This window comes from Gramella sp. AN32, from assembly GCF_023718305.1.
GTDB classification, from domain to species: Bacteria; Bacteroidota; Bacteroidia; order Flavobacteriales; family Flavobacteriaceae; genus Christiangramia; species Christiangramia antarctica.
Window position 1 is genome coordinate 21617 of sequence record NZ_QEYO01000013.1, and the last position, 18124, is coordinate 39740.

Sequence of the window (18124 nt, forward strand, 5' to 3'; positions counted from 1 at the left end):
TAAATTGCATTGCATAATGATCATAAATTTCAGAAAATATGTACTGTTTGGCGGAATAATCTTGCTTGCAGGCTGCGCCAACCATGTTGAAAATAATACAGAATCAATTGTAAAAATGGAAAAAGATACTTTGAATAATCCACTAATTGCCGAATGGAATGGGCCATACAAAGGTGTCCCTGCTTTCGATAAAATGAACATTGAAGCTATAAAACCGGCGATACGGAAAGGAATGGAATTAAAGCTTGCGGAAATCGATAAAATTACCTCCAATCCAGAACCGGCCACTTTTGAAAATACCATTATTCCCCTGGAAGAAGCGGGAAAGGAATTAGACCGGGCTTTTGTGTACTACGGCATTTATAGCAGTAATATGTCCAGTCCTGAATTTCGGGAAGTTCAAAAGGAACTCGCCCCGGAAATTTCAGAATTTAGTTCTAAGATCAGCCAGAATCCGGAGCTGTTTCAGCGTATAAAAACGGTTTATGAAGCTGCTAAAGATCAGAATCTTTCTCCGGAAAAGCAGCGCGTTATCCAGCTTATTTATGAAGATTTCGCTATGGACGGTGCTGATTTAAATACAGAAGACAAAAAGCGTTATGCCGCCATCAATAAAGAATTATCAGCTCTCTACACTAAGTTTTCCAGCAATGTCCTGGCCGATGAAGAAGGATATGTTACTTATTTAAAGGAAGATCAATTGGGTGGTTTACCCGATTCTTATATAAAATCTGCTGCAAAAGCTGCCGAAGATCGTGGGGAAGATGGGAAATATGCCGTAACTAATACCAGATCTTCCATGGATCCATTTCTCACCTATTCCACAGAAAGAAAATTAAGGGAAAAAGTATGGAAAACTTATTATTCCAGAGGAGACAATAATGATGCATACGACAACAAGCAAATTGTTAAAAAGATCCTTGAATTGCGTGATGAGCGCGTGGAGTTATTGGGTTATGCTAATTATGCGCAATGGCGGCTACAGGATAGAATGGCCAAAAATCCTGAAAATGCCATGAATTTAATGATGCAGGTATGGCCGGCAGCATTAGCGAGAGTTGAAGAAGAAGTCACCGATATGCAAAAAATCGCCGATTCTGAAAACACTAATATTAAAATCGAGCCTTGGGATTACCGCTATTATGCTGAAAAAGTTAGAAAAGAAAAATATGATCTGGATAGTGAAGAAGTAAAACAATACCTGGAATTAGGCAATTTAACCCAGGCCCTGTTCTTTACCGCCGGAGAACTTTTCAATTATAAGTTTACTCCTGTAAAAGAAAATTCGGTACCTGTGTTTCACGAAGATGTAAAAGTATGGCAGGTTTCAGATAAGGAGTCAGGAAAAGTGATTGGGCTATGGTATTTAGATCCTTATGCCAGGACTGGAAAGCGTTCCGGAGCATGGGCAACCACGTATCGCGGCTATACAAAACTAACCGGCGACAAACCTGTACTGGCTTCCAATAATTCTAATTTTATTAAACCTGCTCCCGGGGAACCAGTTTTGGTGAGTTGGGATGATGCGGAAACCTTTTTCCACGAATTCGGACATGCTTTACATTTTCTTTCCTCAAATGTGGAATATCCTACCTTGAATGGCGGTGTTCGGGATTACACTGAATTTCAGTCGCAATTACTGGAGAGATGGCTTTCCACAGATAAAGTGATCAACCAGTTTTTGAGGCATTATAAAACCAACGAAGTGATTCCGCAGGAACTTGTGACTAAAATTAAAAAAGCTTCAACCTTCAACCAGGGATTTGGTACAACGGAATTTTTAGCTTCTGCCATCATGGATATGAAATATCATACCACAGATCCTGCTAAGATCGATATCAATACTTTCGAAAAAGAAACATTGAAAAAACTGAACATGCCCGAAGAAATTGTAATGAGGCACCGTACCCCTCAATTTGGACATGTATTTTCAGGCGAGGGTTATGCCACGGGATATTATGGATATTTATGGGCAGATGTTTTAACCGCAGATGCTGCGGAAGCCTTTGCAGAAGCTCCGGATGGTTTTTATGATAAAGAGGTTGCCGCAAAACTGGTGAAGTACCTCTTTGCACCAAGAAATTCTATGGATCCTGCGGAAGCTTACAGAAAATTTAGAGGCCGGGATGCTAAAATTGATGCCTTAATGCGGAACCGTGGTTTTCCCGTGCCCCAGGATTCTATAAAATAAATTATGAGTGAAGAGTCTTTGAATTCGAAATTGAAAAAACTCAGAAGTTTTTCTGTACTTATTCCTGGTTTTATCATCGTACGGGAATTAGGCAATTTTCAGCCTGTATTCATATCGCAGAATGGATTAGATCAAATGGAAACCACCCTGGATCTCATTCAGAATGAGGAAAATAAATTTCAGAATTCGTTTTTTCATAATGAAGATATTTACGATTATAAGGACAAGCTGGCAACTCTTGAAGAGGATGAGAACGACAAGTCCCAATTCACCTTTTTTCAGCAAATCAAGCTGGCAAATGACAATGAATGGATCTGGCATGTGTGTACTTCAGAAATCTTTCATCGGGAAGAAAATGGAAAAACCTCGCATATCATTACCATCGCTAATCCCATCAACCACCTAAAACATATTCCGAATAAAGTAAACCGGCTGGTGGCTGAAAATCTTTTTTTTAAACAGAATTTTGAGAAATATACCAGTTTGGGAAAACGGGAAAGGGAAGTGCTACGCCTGGTCGCCTTAGGGAAAAGTTCTGCGGAAATTGCCGAGGAACTTTTTATTTCATTTGATACGGTGAATACCCACCGGAAAAATATCAAGGAAAAGCTGAAGATCAATTCAAATTATGGCTTTTCACAATATGCCCATGCTTTTGATCTTTTATAAAAAAAGGCTGAAAAAATTCAGCCTTTTACATTTTATATTGAGAAATTAGAAAGCGATACCGGCACCTACTCCAAATAAAAGCCCTTTTGTAAATACTCCGGGAATTCCTTCATATTGAGTCTCTCTACTACCGTCAGCAAAACGTACATCGATGGCATGATCCCCATTTAGCTTATTAAAAGCGTAACCAACTTCAGGTTTAAAATAATATTTATTACCAAATTTGTTTCCAACTTTCAGGTTGATAGAATGGTTACTTTCATTCAAATAACCTTTCCCTATCATATATTCACCGTTGGCATTCGGTTTTTCTGCACGAATATTTTCACCGGTTCCTTTTCCTTTTAAATAACCATAACTTAGGTTACTGTATAAACCATCTCCAGGTTTGAAAAAATAATAGTTGAATCCTCCCTGTAAATAAGTGATCGTTCCGTCCCTGTCTGAAAAAAGACCATCGGGAATTGGGAAGAGAGAAGCTTCCACGTTTGGGGCAAGCCTCCCCTTCAGGTAAGGTGTAACATATTCTGCATTTACACCCACGGCATTTGGTAATCCGGCTTTTAAACCTACCCGCGTTGGTAACTCCTGGCTTATTGCAGAAATTGAAATTAGGGCGATTAGTACTAAAGTAAATTTGGTTTTCATAATTGTAGATTTATAAATAATTTTGTTAGAACATATCAAATATATATCACCCTTATCCAGTTTACAATACCTAAAAATGGTGAATTTTAGTCCAACATGCATGCATAGATATTTTAAGATTTTTAAACCTAAGGGATATTATCTGCACTCAAAAAATGTCTTAAGTGAACAAACTTTTGGAAGGGGTTGCCAGGTTTAACGGAAAATATGATTTCTAGGAAAATCCACTAATTTACTGAAAATGAGATTCTATCGATGTAAAAAAATAAGCAGGGATTAAAGCTTAAAAAGGGCAAGAAGTTGGATGTGACCCTATTTCTTGTGCCGGGGATATGACCTATTTTCGTAGGTCTCATTAAGTTTTTTAGTAAAATCATCAAGCTCTAAAGAAATCTTCTTGATATAACCACTGTATTCCTTTAAGGTATCCACGTCTATTTTTTCTGTTTCAATCATCGAGGTAATGCCCAGCATATTACAAACCGAAGGCCTTAAACCGTGGGAAATGTCAAAGGATAGTTTTTCTAAGGTTTCCTCATATTCTTTTTTATCTGTAATATCCTGCATCATTCCATGCCATAGCACAGAGCCATCATCCAAACGTTCCGGTTTGGACTTGCCATGATACCACTTATAATGCTTATCATCACCTATTAAACGATATTCTGCCTCCCAGATGCTTAAATTTTGAAATGATTCCTGAATAGTTAAATTAAAATTTTGAAGGTCATCGGGGTGCAAAAATTTAACGAAAGATGTGGCCGCCTCTTCAGCTAAAATCCTTGGGTTAAGATTGGAATTAATATTGCTTATCCCACTGCTTAAAAAAGGAAAGGACATTTTACCATCAGTCGTAATTTTAAATTGGTAAATCAAACCGGGAGCATTATCTGTTAATTTCCGTAGTTTCAATATATTGGATTTAATATCGTCCTTTTGAGTCTGGAGCAATTTCCTTAGGTCAAAATTTTCCAAAACCCTTTTTGCTAGTAATTTTAAGGCGTTTTTTTGCTTTTCTGAAATAACTTTAGGCTCAAAGTCTATAACACATAAAGCTCCTAAAACGTTCCCATTTGGAGTTTCTAAGGGCGCCCCGGCATAAAAACGAGCTTTTGGCCCTGCCTTTACAAATGGATGCTCCTTAAATCGAGGATCGTTCAGTAAATTCTCCACAATCATAAGTTCCCCCGGGCTATATACCAAATGACTGCAAAAAGAAAGTTCTCGTGGAATTTTCTTTAAATCTGTGCCCACTTCCGCCTTTAGAAATTCAATTTCCCTATCAATTAATGAAATTTGTGCTATGGGCGTGTTACAAATCGCACTGGCAATTTCAGCAATTTCATCAAGATCCTTGTCTTGAGCGGTATCAAGTATATTATAACTATAGAGTTCATGTAACCTTTCTTCCTCCTGCATTAAGTAGGTTTAAATATTAAATATGATAAATTCTTTAATTTGGTAAAAACCTAAAATTAAAAGTTTCTGCCGCATTTATCTTTAAGCAACTGTTAAAAAGCAGTTGATTTTATATAAAACACTGGTGTTTTGCTTCAATACCTTTTTCTTTGTACAGAGAATTTTTAAAAATTTATCTTTTTTTGATCCTTAGAAAATGTACAGGCATTTTAAATTATATAAACCTTATGGGTATTTGAGTCAATTCATAACCAATGAAAAACCCAGGAAAAATAAACTCTTATTGGGAGATTTGGGCGACTTTCCTGAAAATATCATGGCTATAGGAAGATTGGATAAGGATTCTGAAGGTTTGCTTTTTCTAACTACTAACGGTAAGGCCAGCCAGATGATTTCCGCGGGAGATTCAGAAAAAGAATATTATGTACAATTAGACGGCGAGATTAATGCTGAAGCCATAGAAAAACTCGAAAACGGCATTGAGATCACCCATAAAAGCAAAAAGTATTTATCGAATCCCTGCAAAGTTCAAAAGCTTGAGGTCGCTCCTGATTTTCCTGAAAGACCCCGAAGAATACGTGATTCCAGACATGGCCATACTTCCTGGATAAGTATTACCCTTACTGAGGGAAAATTCAGGCAGGTAAAAAAGATGACTGCTGCCGTAGGCTTTCCCACTTTAAGATTGGTTCGGGTTCGAATTGCCAATGAATATCTGGGTACAATGCAACCCGGCGAAGTGATAGAACTGGAAAAATTCTCCCTTTAAAATCCTGCCGCTTTCCCGTCGTAACTACGAGAATCTGCCGCACCATAGATCATTCCGCTAACCGGATCAATTTGAATTCCCATAGCCCTTCCCTGGCTATTATATGTTTTGATTTTATGACCCATTTCCAGATAGATCTTTTTGGTATCTTCTGAAAATCCCCAATCTTCAAAACTTGTGATATCTGGCAGCCACTGGTGGTGAATTCGCGGAGATTCTATGGCTTTGGCAATATTTAGATCATAATCCAAAACATTTACGATCACTTGTAAGGTTGTATTGATAATTGTCCTGCCGCCCGGTGATCCTATGATAAGAATCGGTTTTCCATCTTTTGCCACGATAGTTGGCGTCATACTGGAAAGCATACGTTTTTCCGGTTCGATCTGGTTGGCAGGTGTACCTATTCTTCCCTTAGAATTGGTGAGTCCGGGAATGGCATTAAAATCCCCCATTTCATTGTTCAGTATAAAGCCTGCACCTTCCACCACTATTTTTGACCCATAACTGGCTTCCAACGTATAGGTTAGGGAAACAGCATTCCCTTCTGTATCTATTACAGAAAGATGGGTCGTTTCGCTACTTTCATAAGCCAAATGAGCTTTATTAAAATTTGCAGAATCACTTACAGATGCTTTATTTTCCTGAATTTGCTCGTTTAATATCTTCGCATAATTCTTCGAAATTACCTCATTTACAGGCATTTTAGGATTAAAATTAGGATCACCTAAATACTGCGCACGATCTGCAAAAGCCCTTCTCATCGCTTCGGTTAAATAATGCAGACTTTGAGCCGAATTCTGCCCCATTTTCGCGAGATCATACGGCTCTAAAATATTAAGCATCTCCACTACCGCTACCCCTCCGGAACTTGGCGGTGGCATTCCGATAATTTCATAACCCTTATAATTCCCTTTTACCGGTTCCCTTTCTTCTGCCTCATATTTTTCAAGATCTACTTCGGTTATAATCCCGCCATTCCTTTTCATATAATCGCTGATCAAACTGGCGGTCTTACCACGATAAAACCCATCTTTACCTTTATCTCTAATCCTTTTTAAAGTTTCTGCCAGATCCTTTTGAATTAAAATATCACCCGGCTTCAAAGCGGTCACCGAATCTTTTAAAAATATCTTCGCGGTAGATCGATAATCATCTTTGTTCTCCAAAACCCATTTTGAAAACCATTCAATTTCCGGACTTATGGCAAAACCATTTTCGGCAATTTTAATGGCAGGTTCTAATAATTCAGCCCAGGGAAGTTTCCCGTATTTTTCATGGGCAAGATAAAGACCGGCAACAGTTCCCGGAACGCCTACCGCAATAATGCTGTCATGATTGGAGTTATTCCGAATTTCACCTTTTTCATCCAAATACATTTCACGAGTCGCCGCTAATGGTGCTTTTTCCCTAAAATTAAACGTAGTGCTTTTTCCATCATTCCCGTAGTACACCAGAAATCCGCCGCCACCAATATTTCCGGCAGCCGGTAAGCTTACTGAAAGTGCAAATGCTGTAGCCACAGAAGCATCTACGGCCGATCCTCCCTTTTTCAGAATATCCCTTCCAATTTCAGAAGCTAAATAATGACTACTTACAACCATTCCGCTATCTGCCTGAGCAGGAATCCTTCCGCCCTGGGCGAAACTGAACTGGTTTATAAGTAAAAATAAAATTGTTGAAAAACGAATACATTTCAGCATAAGGAAGTAAAATTTGTCTTCAGGAAAAATACAAAATCAATCTATAATTGCTGTAATTGTAAGCAATAAGCTTTCCCGAATAGTTCAAAAGTTTCCACCGCTTTTTTTGCGGCCATATCCTTTTCTTCTTCTGAAAATTCTTTTGAACGCAACAACTTCTGAAAATTTTGAAAACCTTGAATATCTTCCCTTTTTCCGCTATAAAATTTTTGAGGTGGAATATTTTCCAAAGAATTACAATCCGGAATATTTTTCCCAATCATAAGACCTCCCATTGCCGAGCCTTCCACCACATATGCTGCCCCAATTGCTTCCGTAAGGTTATTGCAGGAGAAATCAAGCCATAATTCAACCTTCGGAATTGGAGAATCCATCGATAAAAGGTCGGTTTTCAGTCTATCGCTTTTATCAGCACGATAATATTCTAAATATCGCTCCAGGAATGGTTCTACTATGGCGTAAGCCAAATAATTTTGAGTCAGTAACAATTTGTATTCATTTAAATTTATAGAATGATCCATAATTTTATTGGCCAAATTGTCCTTTTCGAGGTCTCTGTGGAGTTGCTCTGTCGCCGACCGGAGTTTATGAAGCATCATCTTCAATTTTGAAAACGTTGATCGCTTTTTTAATCTTGGCGATATTTTCAAGTTGCTGTTCGTTATCTGTATTCATTTTATCCAGATAATCGTAGATCTTGTTTACCGTGATCTTATTGTTTCTAATTTTATTGCGCAATTCGTTATGAGAACCCATGTTCATCACTACTTTCTTAAGCAGGGGCTCTAATTTTTCGCCTAAATTATTAATATGTTTCTTTAAAATATATCCTGATGCACCGCTCAAGATTGTATTTGCGGCAAGCTCTTCATCATTAATGGTTCCGGTAATAAATATAAAATCCATCGAATCATCAAATTCCTTTACCAGTTCCAAAACATCAAGACCGGTGCAGGTAGGCAAATTATAGTCTGATAAAACCACATCTGGCGCAAAATTTACCAGTTTTTCCCTCACCGTTTCAAGATTATCGGTTAGTTCCATTACCGGGTTTTCAACAATTTTTTTGATTTGTCGTTGTATTAATCTGGCATCGGTAATATTATCCTCTACCAATAAAATGTTTAAAGTGGATTTTATCATCAAATAAATTTAAGTAAAAGTAGCTATATGTTCTGATCCAAAACTTTAATTATAGATGAAAGTAAAAACTTGTTCCTTCACCTAAGTTAGATTCTGCCCAAATTTTACCATCATGTTTTTCAATTATTTTTTTTACAATAGCAAGCCCAATCCCGGTTCCGGAGTAATTATTTCCTGAAAATCTCGAGAAGAGCACGAAAATTTCTTCGCTATATTTTTGGTCAAAGCCTATCCCATTATCCTTTACATAATAGACGGTCTTTTTTTCCTGCGTGAGTGTACCTATTTCAATTTTTGGAGATTTTTCCTTCTCACTATATTTTAGAGCGTTGGTAATTAAATTCGACCAAACCTGTGCCAGCATTTGTTTATCACCCAACATTTTTGGCAATTGCTCTTCGATAATAAGTTCAGTTTTAAAATAATTCTTAGGAATATTAAAAGATTTCAATAACTCCTGAATTAAATGATCTGTATTGATCATAACCTTCTTCAGGTTTTGATTATTTACACCGGCAAATGAAAGGATATTGTCTATTAAATCCTGCATTTCTTCAGCAGAAGTAAGAATGGTATCAACCGCCATTTTTGCTTCAGCTTCCAAACCTGTATAGTGATCTTCTTTTAAAATATGGGCATAGCCATCTATCCCGCGCAAGGGAGCTTTTAAATCATGTGAAAGGCCCTGACTGAATAAATTTAATTCGTTATGAGCATCGATCAGCTCATTGTTCAACCTGTTGATCTCTTTTTTCTGAAGGTTAAGAATTACATAGCTAATGCTCTCCCTCAGAGATTTCGCTTCACTAATTTCGTAATCCAGCCATGCTTGAGAATAGCCTTTGAGTTCCTGGGTCCATATTTCAAAAGATTTTCTGGGCGTTAACCGCTGCTTTTCTTCACTATATAAAGCTTTATTTTCGGGATTCCCGCCCCAACTCACTGTTTGAATTACTTCCGGTCTAAACCAAATAAGGGCATCACGCTCACTTTCACCAAGTTTTATAGATAAAAAACCTGAAGCCACATCTTTGTATTCTTTAGCTTCCGGATATGAGGACATCAAATTATTAGTAAAAAACACGCTGTCTTTCTGCCTGAAAACAAATTCTTTGAGTAAGGTTTTTACCTGAGATTTTGAAGGCGTATTACCAACTAAGGTGATCTTTTTATTCAAAATAATGGCACCGCCACCACTCTGAATAAGATCTGTAAATTTTGATTTTTGTTGGGTAAGACCCGATCTAATATTTTCTTTTCTATTAACCTGCTGCAACAAAATTTGCCGAATCTCTTTTCCTTTTTCTATGTTTTCAAGAAATGACCGGGTATTTTTTAAGGATAGTTCATTCGAAAAGATTTGCGTGAGAAAATCACAGGTCTGCCTCTGATAGAAATTGATGAATTTCGCGGAATTATGATGACAGGCTATAAGCCCCCAAAGTTTTCCATTCGCGATCAAAGCAGCAGTTAAAGAAGCTCCCACATTCATATTTTGAAGATATTCTATATGGATAGGAGATACCGCCCTTAATAAAGATCCAGAAAGATCTAAAGCTTGTTCACTTATTGGGGAAATTTCAGGAACTAGAGCTATAGGCTTGGAATTAACATCCGTAATAATCCTAATTTTATTCTTAAAGAATAGCTCCCTGGCCTGTTTTGGAATATCACTGGCAGGATAATGCAATCCCAACCAGCTTTCCATTTCTTCATTTTTCTCTTCAGCAATTACTTTCCCGTTCCATTCCTCATCAAATTTATAGACCATAACACGATCATAACCAAAAATATCCCGGGTAAGAGAGGCAGCTCTTTCACAAAGCTTTTCAGCAGTTTCAACACTGCTCAGGCTGGAAAGTATACTGGTAAGCTGTTTTTGATACTTATAATTTTCGATTTCTTCCCCTTTCGGTTCAATATCCAGAAGTAAAGTTTTATCACTAATATGGGGCACCACAAAGAACGATTTTCCGCCAATTTTGGTTTGATGAACCTTGAAATATGAATCCTCTTCAAATTCGGCCACTATAGTGTTACAAAGTTTATCTCCTAAGATCAAATCGAGAGAATTACCTAAAATATCTTCAATAGAAAGGCCTAAAATATCTTTACAATTTGCGCTAATCTGCACCACTGTACAGTTTCGCATATCACATGCAACAATAACTCCGTGAGATTGAGATTTTCCAATAATATGTATTGGTTCATTTTCACAACTTGATAAATCTATATCTTTAGGATATTCCCCTACTTCACTCATTTAAAAGTTTTTAATTTTAAAGTAGAAGGTACTTCCCACGCCTTCCTGGGAATCAACCCAAATCGTCCCATCATGGAGCAATACGATTTTTTCCACATGTGCCAGGCCAACTCCCGTTCCCTCGGTATCTTCATTTCCAGGTACCCGATTAAAAATAGTAAAGATATTTTTGAGATCTTCCTTAGATATTCCCCTTCCATTATCAACGATAGAAAAAACCCAATATTTATCTTCTTTAAATGCGGAAATTCGAATTTCCGGGGGAAGACCTTTTCTACGGTATTTTATGGCATTGCTGATAAGATTTTGGAACAATAACCTCAATTCAGTTTCGTAAGCTTTAATTTTAGGAAGTTCTCCCACATGTACTACCGCTTTGGAATCCCGAATGCTTTTCCCAAGGTCATATTTCACTACCTCAACGAGTTCTTTGGTATCTACGAGTTTTTTCTTCCCACTCCTGCCAATTCGGGAATGCTCCAATAAAGCTCTTATTTGAGCTGAAAGCCTATCAGAAGCATTCTTTATATATTTAATATAATTGACTCCTTTTTCATCTAGTTTATCTTCATACATTTTACCCAGAACATCACTACCAAACTTTATAGTGGCCAGTGGTTCCTGCAAGTCATGGGAACAAATGGATACAAATTGCTCTAAATCCCGGTTTGCCCTTTCCAGATCATTTTTTTGCTCCCTAAGTTGTTGCTGTGCCTGGTGTAATTCAGAAATATCAACACAGGTGAACCTTATCGTTTTAAGATTATCCTTTTCATCCTTTTCGGCAGAAGCGTTTAATAAAATAGGAATAACCTTCCCGGTCCTGGAAACTAAGTTTTGATCAATATTTGAAAATTCCTCGTTATTCTTGAACTTGGCATTCATTTCGATCAGGCTTACCTTCGAACCTGCCTCAAAAAACTCTACAAAGGGTTTCCCTATAAGATCATCTTTATCTTTATAGCCTAAAACTTCCAGCGCTTTTTTATTGCATTGATTTATCTCGGAAGATTTAGCATCTACATTCACATACATTACCGGTGCATCTTCATAAAAAGACTTAAATCTCTTTTCGCTGGCCACCAGTTTTTCTTTTGATTTTTGGATATTTTCAATATCAATAAAAGTAATTACCACTCCCTGTTTTTCCTTCTCTGAATTGGTATAGGCTGAAATTCTTTGCAGGTAGTTAACGCCCGCTTTCGAAATGATGTGCCTTTCGATGGGTTTTCCTGTATTGAGAACCCTCCGGCACCTATCAATAAAATTACGTTTCCTGGATAGTCCAAAGGTCCTTATAAAATCATCTATGGGCCGGCCAAGATCGGTCTTGAGAAGGTTAAAATGTTCTTTAATAGCGGGGGTAAATTTCCTGATGGTAAAATCCTTATCTAAAAAGATTACCCCAATATCGGTGCTTTTCAGCAGGTTATTCATATCTGCATTAAGCGCCGCAAGATCTTCCATTTTCTGGATGTTTTCGGCATTTACCGTGTTGATCTCTTCATTTACGGTTTGTAATTCCTCATTGGTACTTTGCAATTCTTCGTTAGAAGCGAGTAATTCTTCATTGGCAGCCTGTAATTCCTCATTGCTTGTCTCTATTTCCTGTAAAGATGTATGAAGATCTTCTTTTGTTTTCTTCAGGTCATACTCAAGGATGGAGACATACTCTTTTGTTTGAGAAGAGGGACTTACCTTATCAATTTCAATAATTTCTGTAAGGTCAACATCTGTTTCAATAAAGGTGATCACATAATTGGTTTCCCCACTTATACTGTGGTCTTTAAAAGGCTTAATAATGATATCTGTCCCAAACTTTTCCCCGTTTTCCCGGGTTATCACAGCTTTTCGATACACCACCTTCTCTTGTCTATCTGCAGCATTGTTGAAGGTAGTTTGCACCACGTATTTCACCTCACTGTCTAACATGTCCAGAAGATTGATGGAAAAACCGGTAACCGGTAAATTGGCATATTTTCTAAATTCCCCCACTGCCTGAAGAATATTATAATCTGCATCTACAAAAACCGCTGCGCCCCCAAATTGCGCAAGAATAGTTTCATTGAGTTCACGTTGCATTTTTTGGCGAATAGGATTGACTGAAGACTTATTATTTCGTTCTCTGTGAAAATTTCTCTTGGAATATGACCTCATTGGGCTACTCTCAAAACTTTCAGAAGAGTCACTAATTATACTTTTTAATCTACTCGTAGGTTTCACGTTTTTGTAGATCCTGCTTTTTCGATCAATTTCTGAAAAGTGATCTTTATGAGCATGAACACTTTCGCTGGTTCCTAATAATAAAATCCCATTTTCTTTTAAGGCATAGTGTAAAACATTTAATGCTTTTTTCTGAATACTATTCTGAAAATAGATCAATAAATTTCTGCAAACCACCAAATCCATATTGCTAAAAGGTGGGTTTTTAATCACGTTATGTTTTGAAAAAACAACTGCCTTTCTCACTTTATCCATGACTTGATAGCTGTTTGCTTTCGCCACGAAATACTTGGCTAAGTACTTATGGGCAACATCAGCAACAATACTTTCAGGATAAATTCCTTTGCTGCCAATATCAAGATGATCTTGAGAAATATCTGTCGCAAAAATCTTTAAAATGATTTCTTTTTTTTGCTTTTCAATTTCTTCCAAAAGGGAAATGGCTAAAGAATAAGCTTCTTCTCCTGTGCTACAGGCAACATCCCATACTTTTAATACTTCACCATTTTTGGTATTGGCAACGATTTCCGGAAAAACTTCTTTTTTAAGAACTTTCCAAACTTCATCATCTCTAAAGAATTTTGTCACTCCAATTAAAAATTCCCGGGAAAGAATTTCCGCTTCCTCATGGTTATTCTTCAGAAATTCGTAATACGCATTTAGGTCGTTACACTTAGTAACATTCACACGCCTGGCCACTCTTCGGGCTAAGGTCGCATACTTATATTCTTTAAAATCCAGCCCGCATTTTTCATGAACATATATTAAGATATGATTAAGATCTTTTTCTTCATACTTAATATCACCATCTTCAAAATGAAAGACTGGTGGAGCGGAGATAAAATTTTGTAACTCAGGGCCCATTTCTTCAACCGGGAGGACATAATCTACAAGACCCGTGTTAATGGCACTTTTAGGCATCCCATCAAATTTGGCTTCAGTAGGTTCCTGAACCATCACCATCCCATCTTTTTCCTTAATAGCGCGAATACCGCGTGTTCCATCACTCCCCGTACCACTTAATATAATTCCAATAGCCCGTTCTTCACACTGTTCTGCTAAGGATTCAAAGAAAATATCAATAGGTAAATTAAGTTTATAATCTGTAGGTTTCTTGGAAAGCTTAAATGATCCTCCATTAAGAACAAGATTATTTTTAGGAGGAATTAAATAAACCATACCAGGTTCTACAAGCATTCCATCGCTAATAATTTCAATAGGAAGTTTTGAGCCTTTTTGAAGAAGCTCCCCCATCATACTCTTAAAATCTGGTGAGAGGTGTTGAATGACTACATAAGAATTCTGGTCATCTGCGGTTATATTCTTAAAAAATAATTTCAGTGCTTCCAAACCCCCGGCACTTGCGCCAACTGCAATAATCCTGATTTGGTCATTCAAAAAATTATTTTCAGTTTCCGCTACGGGACGTTCACTCGTACTTTTCATTAATTGTTGAAGTAGGTTTAAAAAACTTTATACAAATTGTAATATTAAAAATAAAATATACCTATGGTTATACCATATCCCATTTAAAATACTTCAAAACATCATATTTTGAAGGTGTTTTCAGGATTTTCCCTTTAATTTTATTTTTAAAAAACCTGCCATAATTACATGATTTGACAAATTAGCAACCAAATGCAGGATTTGAATCTTCCCAAAAATAAATATTTTCTTTAATTATAACATTTAAACTTTGAAATAAAGCACATACTGTAGGCTTTCATAAATTCACTACATCAATCAAATGGGCGATTATATCGCAAAAAAACCTATCGAAATTTTTAAATTTCTCAATTTTCAAACTACATAATGATAATTTGTTAAAGTATTAAAATGAGTATTAATACAAATTCTCCTTACAAATATTCACTTAGAGCTAATGTACATCTTTATCCGGATTAATATTTGGCAGTCTCGCATGGTAATTGGACAATAGTGATCTGAAAACATTGGTATGTTACCGATGTAGTAAACACATTTGAATGAAAACTTTAGTAATTGGAGCTGGAAATATGGGATTGACTTATGCCGAAGGAATGGCAAAATCACCCATGTTAAACAGAAGGAATTTAATGATTTTTGACAAATCCCCCGAGGTCATCGCGCGACTGAAGGATATTGGTCATTTTGATGTATATGATGATCTACATAAATGCCTTCCGGAAGCAGATATGGTATTCATTGCAGTTAAGCCTTACCATAGTGAAGGTTTATTTGAGGAGATGAAATCCATGGTAAATAATTCTCAAATATTTGTTTCACTGATGGCTGGAATAACTATCGGAAAAATTCAGGAGGGCTTAGGCGTCAAGAAAGTAGTAAGATCTATGCCTAATTTGCCTGCGCAGGTAGGAAAAGGCGTGACCAGTTATACAGAAACCAAAGAGGTTTCCCGAATAGAACTGATAATGGTTCGAAATTTATTAGATACTACCGGGGAATCCATTCATGTTGAAAATGAAAATTTTATTGATGCCTCTACAGGAATTTCAGGGAGTGGGCCAGCATATGTTTTCTATTTCATGCAATCGATGATGGAAGCTGCTTTGAAAATGGGCTTTTCCGAAAATGATTCAAAAATATTAGTAAGCCAGACATTTGAAGGAGCTGTTGAACTTTTCAATAGAAATGATTTAAGTCCGGGTACCTGGATGGACCGTGTTGCCTCCAAAGGAGGGACCACCCGTGCTGCTTTAGATTCCATGGATGATAATAATGTGAAGGAACTCATCAAAGACGCGGCCTATGCTGCTTTTGACAGGGCTGTGGAATTAGGGGAAGAAAATAAATAGATATTACAAGAAAAGATTTCATAAAAACCAAGTAATGGATAAGAAGAGAAGAATTGTTGTAAAAGTTGGGACAAATGTAATGACCAATAAAGACAACAGAATATTAGGCCCGGTTTTAAAAAGTCTTGTGAGACAAATTCATCAACTATATGAAGAGGATGTGTTGGTGGTGTTGGTATCTTCAGGATCTGCTATTGCCGGAAAGGAAATTCTTGGAGAAATAAATATTAAGGATCCAAGTAAAAGACGACAGGTCTATTCTTCCGTAGGACAGCCAAGGATGATGAGGCATTATTATAGCATTTTCCATGATTATGGAATGCGGTGTGCCCAGGTATTAGCTACGAAGAGGGATTTTAGTCCGGGGGTTCACCGGGAAAATATGATCAACTGTTATGAATCATTGCTTTCCGAAGGGATTATCCCTATCGCAAATGAAGATGATGCTGTATCTGTAACCATGTCTATGTTTTCTGATAATGATGAATTGGCCAGTCTTGTTGCTGAATTAATTGGTGCTGAAAAGCTGATTATTTTAAGTGATACTGAAGGTTTATATACAGGACATCCGGAACATGATGATTCAGAAAAACTAAACAAAGTTCAGGTAGATGAAAATGTTGAAAAATTTGTTCAGAAATCTGATAAAGGTGAAGGTGAAGGCCGTGGCGGAATGGAGTCTAAAATCAAGATTGCCAAAGCCACCGCTTCCAAAAATATCGATACCTATATCGCCAATGGAAAACGTGAAAATGTGATCCTGGAAATTATGGAAGGTAAGCCTGTGGGAACAAAATTTACCGCATAATTATTAATATAACAATTGCTTAATGTGAAAATTTGAGGATTTGAGAATTTGAGGATTTGAGCGGGAGACTGGCAAAATCAGTTTTAAAATATAAATTATATAATATCAAATATAAAATTAAGGTATGAAGTTGATAAAAACAGATAAAAAAAATAACGTACTAAAATCCATGATGCAAATTTTGGATAAAAGACGTAAGGAAATAATCGAAGCAAATAAAAAAGATCTTGAAGCTTTTACCAAAGATGATCAGGCGATGTACGACCGGCTTATTGTAAATGATAAGAAAGTTGACGGTATGATCCAGTCTGTAAAAGAAGTGATGGAACAGGATGATCCAGTTGGCCAGGTGATAGAACATCGTAAACTGGATACCGGTTTGGATATTACCAATAAAACGGCCCCTTTCGGGACTATTATGATCATTTATGAATCCAGACCAGATGTCACCATAGAAGCTGCAGTTCTGGCTTTTAAGGCCAATAACAAAATTTATTTAAAAGGAGGGAAGGAGGCGATCCATTCTAATAAGATCTTAGAGGAATGCTGGCACGAAGCTCTGAAAGAAAATAACCTCAGTAAAGATTGGATTAAATTATTGCATTTAGATAGGGAACAAACCCAGGAATTCCTAAAAAATCCACCAGAACAATTAGATTTAATTGTACCAAGGGGTGGAGAACGATTGATCGCTTTTGTAAAAGAACATGCGACCGGTGCAGTTCTTGTAAGTGGGAGAGGGAATAATTTCCTCTATGTTTCCAAAAATGCCGACTTCGAAATCGCCAAAAGAGTAATGCTGAACGCGAAGATCGATAAGATCTCCGGATGCAATGCCCTGGATAAGGTACTGGTAGACAGCAATATTGAAAACTTTGATGAAAAGCTGAAAGAACTTCAGAAACTTTTTAGCGGTAATAAAGTGAATATGCTGGTTGATGATGAAGTCTCCAAAACACTTTCAGAAGAAGAAAAAATTCCTTCAGAAAGCACCTGGTATGAAGAATTTTTAGCCATGAAAATTGTGATTGGTGCAGTTGAAGGCCTGGATCAGGCAATTGATAAGATCAATAAATATTCCGGAGGACATTCGGCTTCCATCATCACTAAAGATAAGGAAGAAGCCATGACGTTTATGGAGCAGGTAGACAGTGCTGCTGTTTATCACAATGCCTCTACCCGATTTACCGATGGCGGACAAATGGGAGTTGGTGCGGAACTGGCCATTTCCACAGATAAACTTCACCATAGGGGTCCGTTGGGATTAAAACAATTGGTCACCAACAAATATTACATTTTGGGAGAAGGCCATATAAGGGAATAAAAGACGTCATTCTGAACTTGTTTCAGAATCTTATAATACTGTAAATTAATATATCAGTTTAGTTTCAAATAAAAAGGCGCCCATTGGCGTCTTTTTAAGTATTTACTGAAAGTTGTCATTTCCAGGGCAGCTTAAGGCTAAGAATCTTCAAAAATGCTTGATATTCTTG

Annotated in this window: 13 protein-coding genes; 6 read left to right on the forward strand and 7 right to left on the reverse strand. The window is 37.0% G+C overall.

From position 1 onward, the window contains the following. Positions 1-16: 16 nt before the first annotated feature. On the forward strand, positions 17-2191 hold the full coding sequence (locus DHD80_RS13705; RefSeq protein ID WP_251742019.1) for a M3 family metallopeptidase: 2175 nt from the start codon (positions 17-19) through the stop codon (positions 2189-2191). 3 nt (positions 2192-2194) lie between these two features. Beyond that, the gene (locus DHD80_RS19925; protein WP_279347047.1) at positions 2195-2860 is read left to right on the forward strand and encodes a helix-turn-helix transcriptional regulator; all 666 of its coding nucleotides are present in this window, start codon (positions 2195-2197) and stop codon (positions 2858-2860) included. Between the two features lie 45 nt (positions 2861-2905). On the opposite strand, the gene DHD80_RS13715 is transcribed toward DHD80_RS19925, so the two are convergent. Together DHD80_RS13715 and DHD80_RS13720 are read right to left on the reverse strand one after the other, a co-directional pair. Next, positions 2906-3508: a hypothetical protein gene (locus tag DHD80_RS13715; protein WP_251742021.1), complete on the reverse strand. Its 603-nt coding sequence runs from the start codon at positions 3506-3508 to the stop codon at positions 2906-2908. Between the two features lie 312 nt (positions 3509-3820). Beyond that, on the reverse strand, positions 3821-4927 hold the full coding sequence (locus DHD80_RS13720) for a GAF domain-containing protein (RefSeq protein ID WP_251742022.1): 1107 nt from the start codon (positions 4925-4927) through the stop codon (positions 3821-3823). A 196-nt stretch (positions 4928-5123) separates the two neighbouring features. Here DHD80_RS13720 and DHD80_RS13725 point away from each other — a divergent pair, with 196 nt between their 5' ends. Next, the gene (locus DHD80_RS13725; protein WP_251742024.1) at positions 5124-5696 is read left to right on the forward strand and encodes a pseudouridine synthase; all 573 of its coding nucleotides are present in this window, start codon (positions 5124-5126) and stop codon (positions 5694-5696) included. Here DHD80_RS13725 and ggt read toward each other — a convergent pair. Genes ggt through DHD80_RS13750 form a run of 5 tightly spaced genes read right to left on the reverse strand, consistent with a single transcriptional unit; the run spans position 5693 to position 14474 of the window. Beyond that, positions 5693-7399, reverse strand: a complete 1707-nt coding sequence (gene ggt / locus DHD80_RS13730) for a gamma-glutamyltransferase (RefSeq protein ID WP_251742025.1) — start codon at positions 7397-7399, stop codon at positions 5693-5695. The genes DHD80_RS13725 and ggt overlap by 4 nt on opposite strands. A gap of 41 nt (positions 7400-7440) precedes the next feature. Continuing rightward, positions 7441-7998 carry a biliverdin-producing heme oxygenase gene (locus DHD80_RS13735; RefSeq protein ID WP_251742026.1) on the reverse strand — a complete coding sequence of 186 codons (558 nt, stop codon included), beginning with the start codon at positions 7996-7998 and terminating at the stop codon, positions 7441-7443. Beyond that, the gene (locus DHD80_RS13740) at positions 7985-8542 is read right to left on the reverse strand and encodes a response regulator (RefSeq protein WP_251742027.1); all 558 of its coding nucleotides are present in this window, start codon (positions 8540-8542) and stop codon (positions 7985-7987) included. The genes DHD80_RS13735 and DHD80_RS13740 overlap by 14 nt, the downstream gene beginning before the upstream one ends. Positions 8543-8591: 49 nt before the next feature. Continuing rightward, positions 8592-10805, reverse strand: coding sequence for an ATP-binding protein (locus DHD80_RS13745; RefSeq protein ID WP_251742028.1), 2214 nt, complete (start codon positions 10803-10805; stop codon positions 8592-8594). Then, entirely contained in the window at positions 10806-14474 is a 3669-nt protein-coding gene (locus tag DHD80_RS13750) for a chemotaxis protein CheB (RefSeq protein ID WP_251742029.1), read from the reverse strand. Positions 14475-15013: 539 nt separating this feature from the next. On the opposite strand from DHD80_RS13750, the gene proC reads away from it, so the two are divergent. The 3 genes from proC (at position 15014) to DHD80_RS13765 (ending at position 17955) form a co-directional block, all read left to right on the forward strand. Beyond that, a complete protein-coding gene (gene proC / locus DHD80_RS13755; protein ID WP_251742030.1) occupies positions 15014-15823 on the forward strand; it encodes a pyrroline-5-carboxylate reductase in 810 nt (269 codons plus the stop codon). A gap of 34 nt (positions 15824-15857) precedes the next feature. Continuing rightward, positions 15858-16631, forward strand: a complete 774-nt coding sequence (gene proB / locus DHD80_RS13760; protein WP_251742031.1) for a glutamate 5-kinase — start codon at positions 15858-15860, stop codon at positions 16629-16631. A 124-nt stretch (positions 16632-16755) separates the two neighbouring features. Then, entirely contained in the window at positions 16756-17955 is a 1200-nt protein-coding gene (locus tag DHD80_RS13765) for a glutamate-5-semialdehyde dehydrogenase (protein ID WP_251742032.1), read from the forward strand. Positions 17956-18124 lie beyond the last annotated feature (169 nt).

What these genes read in the sequence shown, in the direction of transcription:
- DHD80_RS13715 (WP_251742021.1), bottom strand. Translation starts at nt 3,508, where the DNA reads ATGAAAACCAAATTTACTTTAGTACTAATCGCCCTAATTTCAATTTCT.
- proB (WP_251742031.1), top strand. Translation starts at nt 15,858, where the DNA reads ATGGATAAGAAGAGAAGAATTGTTGTAAAAGTTGGGACAAATGTAATG.
- proC (WP_251742030.1), top strand. Translation starts at nt 15,014, where the DNA reads ATGAAAACTTTAGTAATTGGAGCTGGAAATATGGGATTGACTTATGCC.
- DHD80_RS13720 (WP_251742022.1), bottom strand. Translation starts at nt 4,927, where the DNA reads ATGCAGGAGGAAGAAAGGTTACATGAACTCTATAGTTATAATATACTT.
- DHD80_RS13705 (WP_251742019.1), top strand. Translation starts at nt 17, where the DNA reads ATGATCATAAATTTCAGAAAATATGTACTGTTTGGCGGAATAATCTTG.
- DHD80_RS13745 (WP_251742028.1), bottom strand. Translation starts at nt 10,805, where the DNA reads ATGAGTGAAGTAGGGGAATATCCTAAAGATATAGATTTATCAAGTTGT.
- DHD80_RS13740 (WP_251742027.1), bottom strand. Translation starts at nt 8,542, where the DNA reads ATGATAAAATCCACTTTAAACATTTTATTGGTAGAGGATAATATTACC.
- ggt (WP_251742025.1), bottom strand. Translation starts at nt 7,399, where the DNA reads ATGCTGAAATGTATTCGTTTTTCAACAATTTTATTTTTACTTATAAAC.
- DHD80_RS19925 (WP_279347047.1), top strand. Translation starts at nt 2,195, where the DNA reads ATGAGTGAAGAGTCTTTGAATTCGAAATTGAAAAAACTCAGAAGTTTT.
- DHD80_RS13765 (WP_251742032.1), top strand. Translation starts at nt 16,756, where the DNA reads ATGAAGTTGATAAAAACAGATAAAAAAAATAACGTACTAAAATCCATG.
- DHD80_RS13725 (WP_251742024.1), top strand. Translation starts at nt 5,124, where the DNA reads ATGTACAGGCATTTTAAATTATATAAACCTTATGGGTATTTGAGTCAA.
- DHD80_RS13750 (WP_251742029.1), bottom strand. Translation starts at nt 14,474, where the DNA reads ATGAAAAGTACGAGTGAACGTCCCGTAGCGGAAACTGAAAATAATTTT.
- DHD80_RS13735 (WP_251742026.1), bottom strand. Translation starts at nt 7,998, where the DNA reads ATGATGCTTCATAAACTCCGGTCGGCGACAGAGCAACTCCACAGAGAC.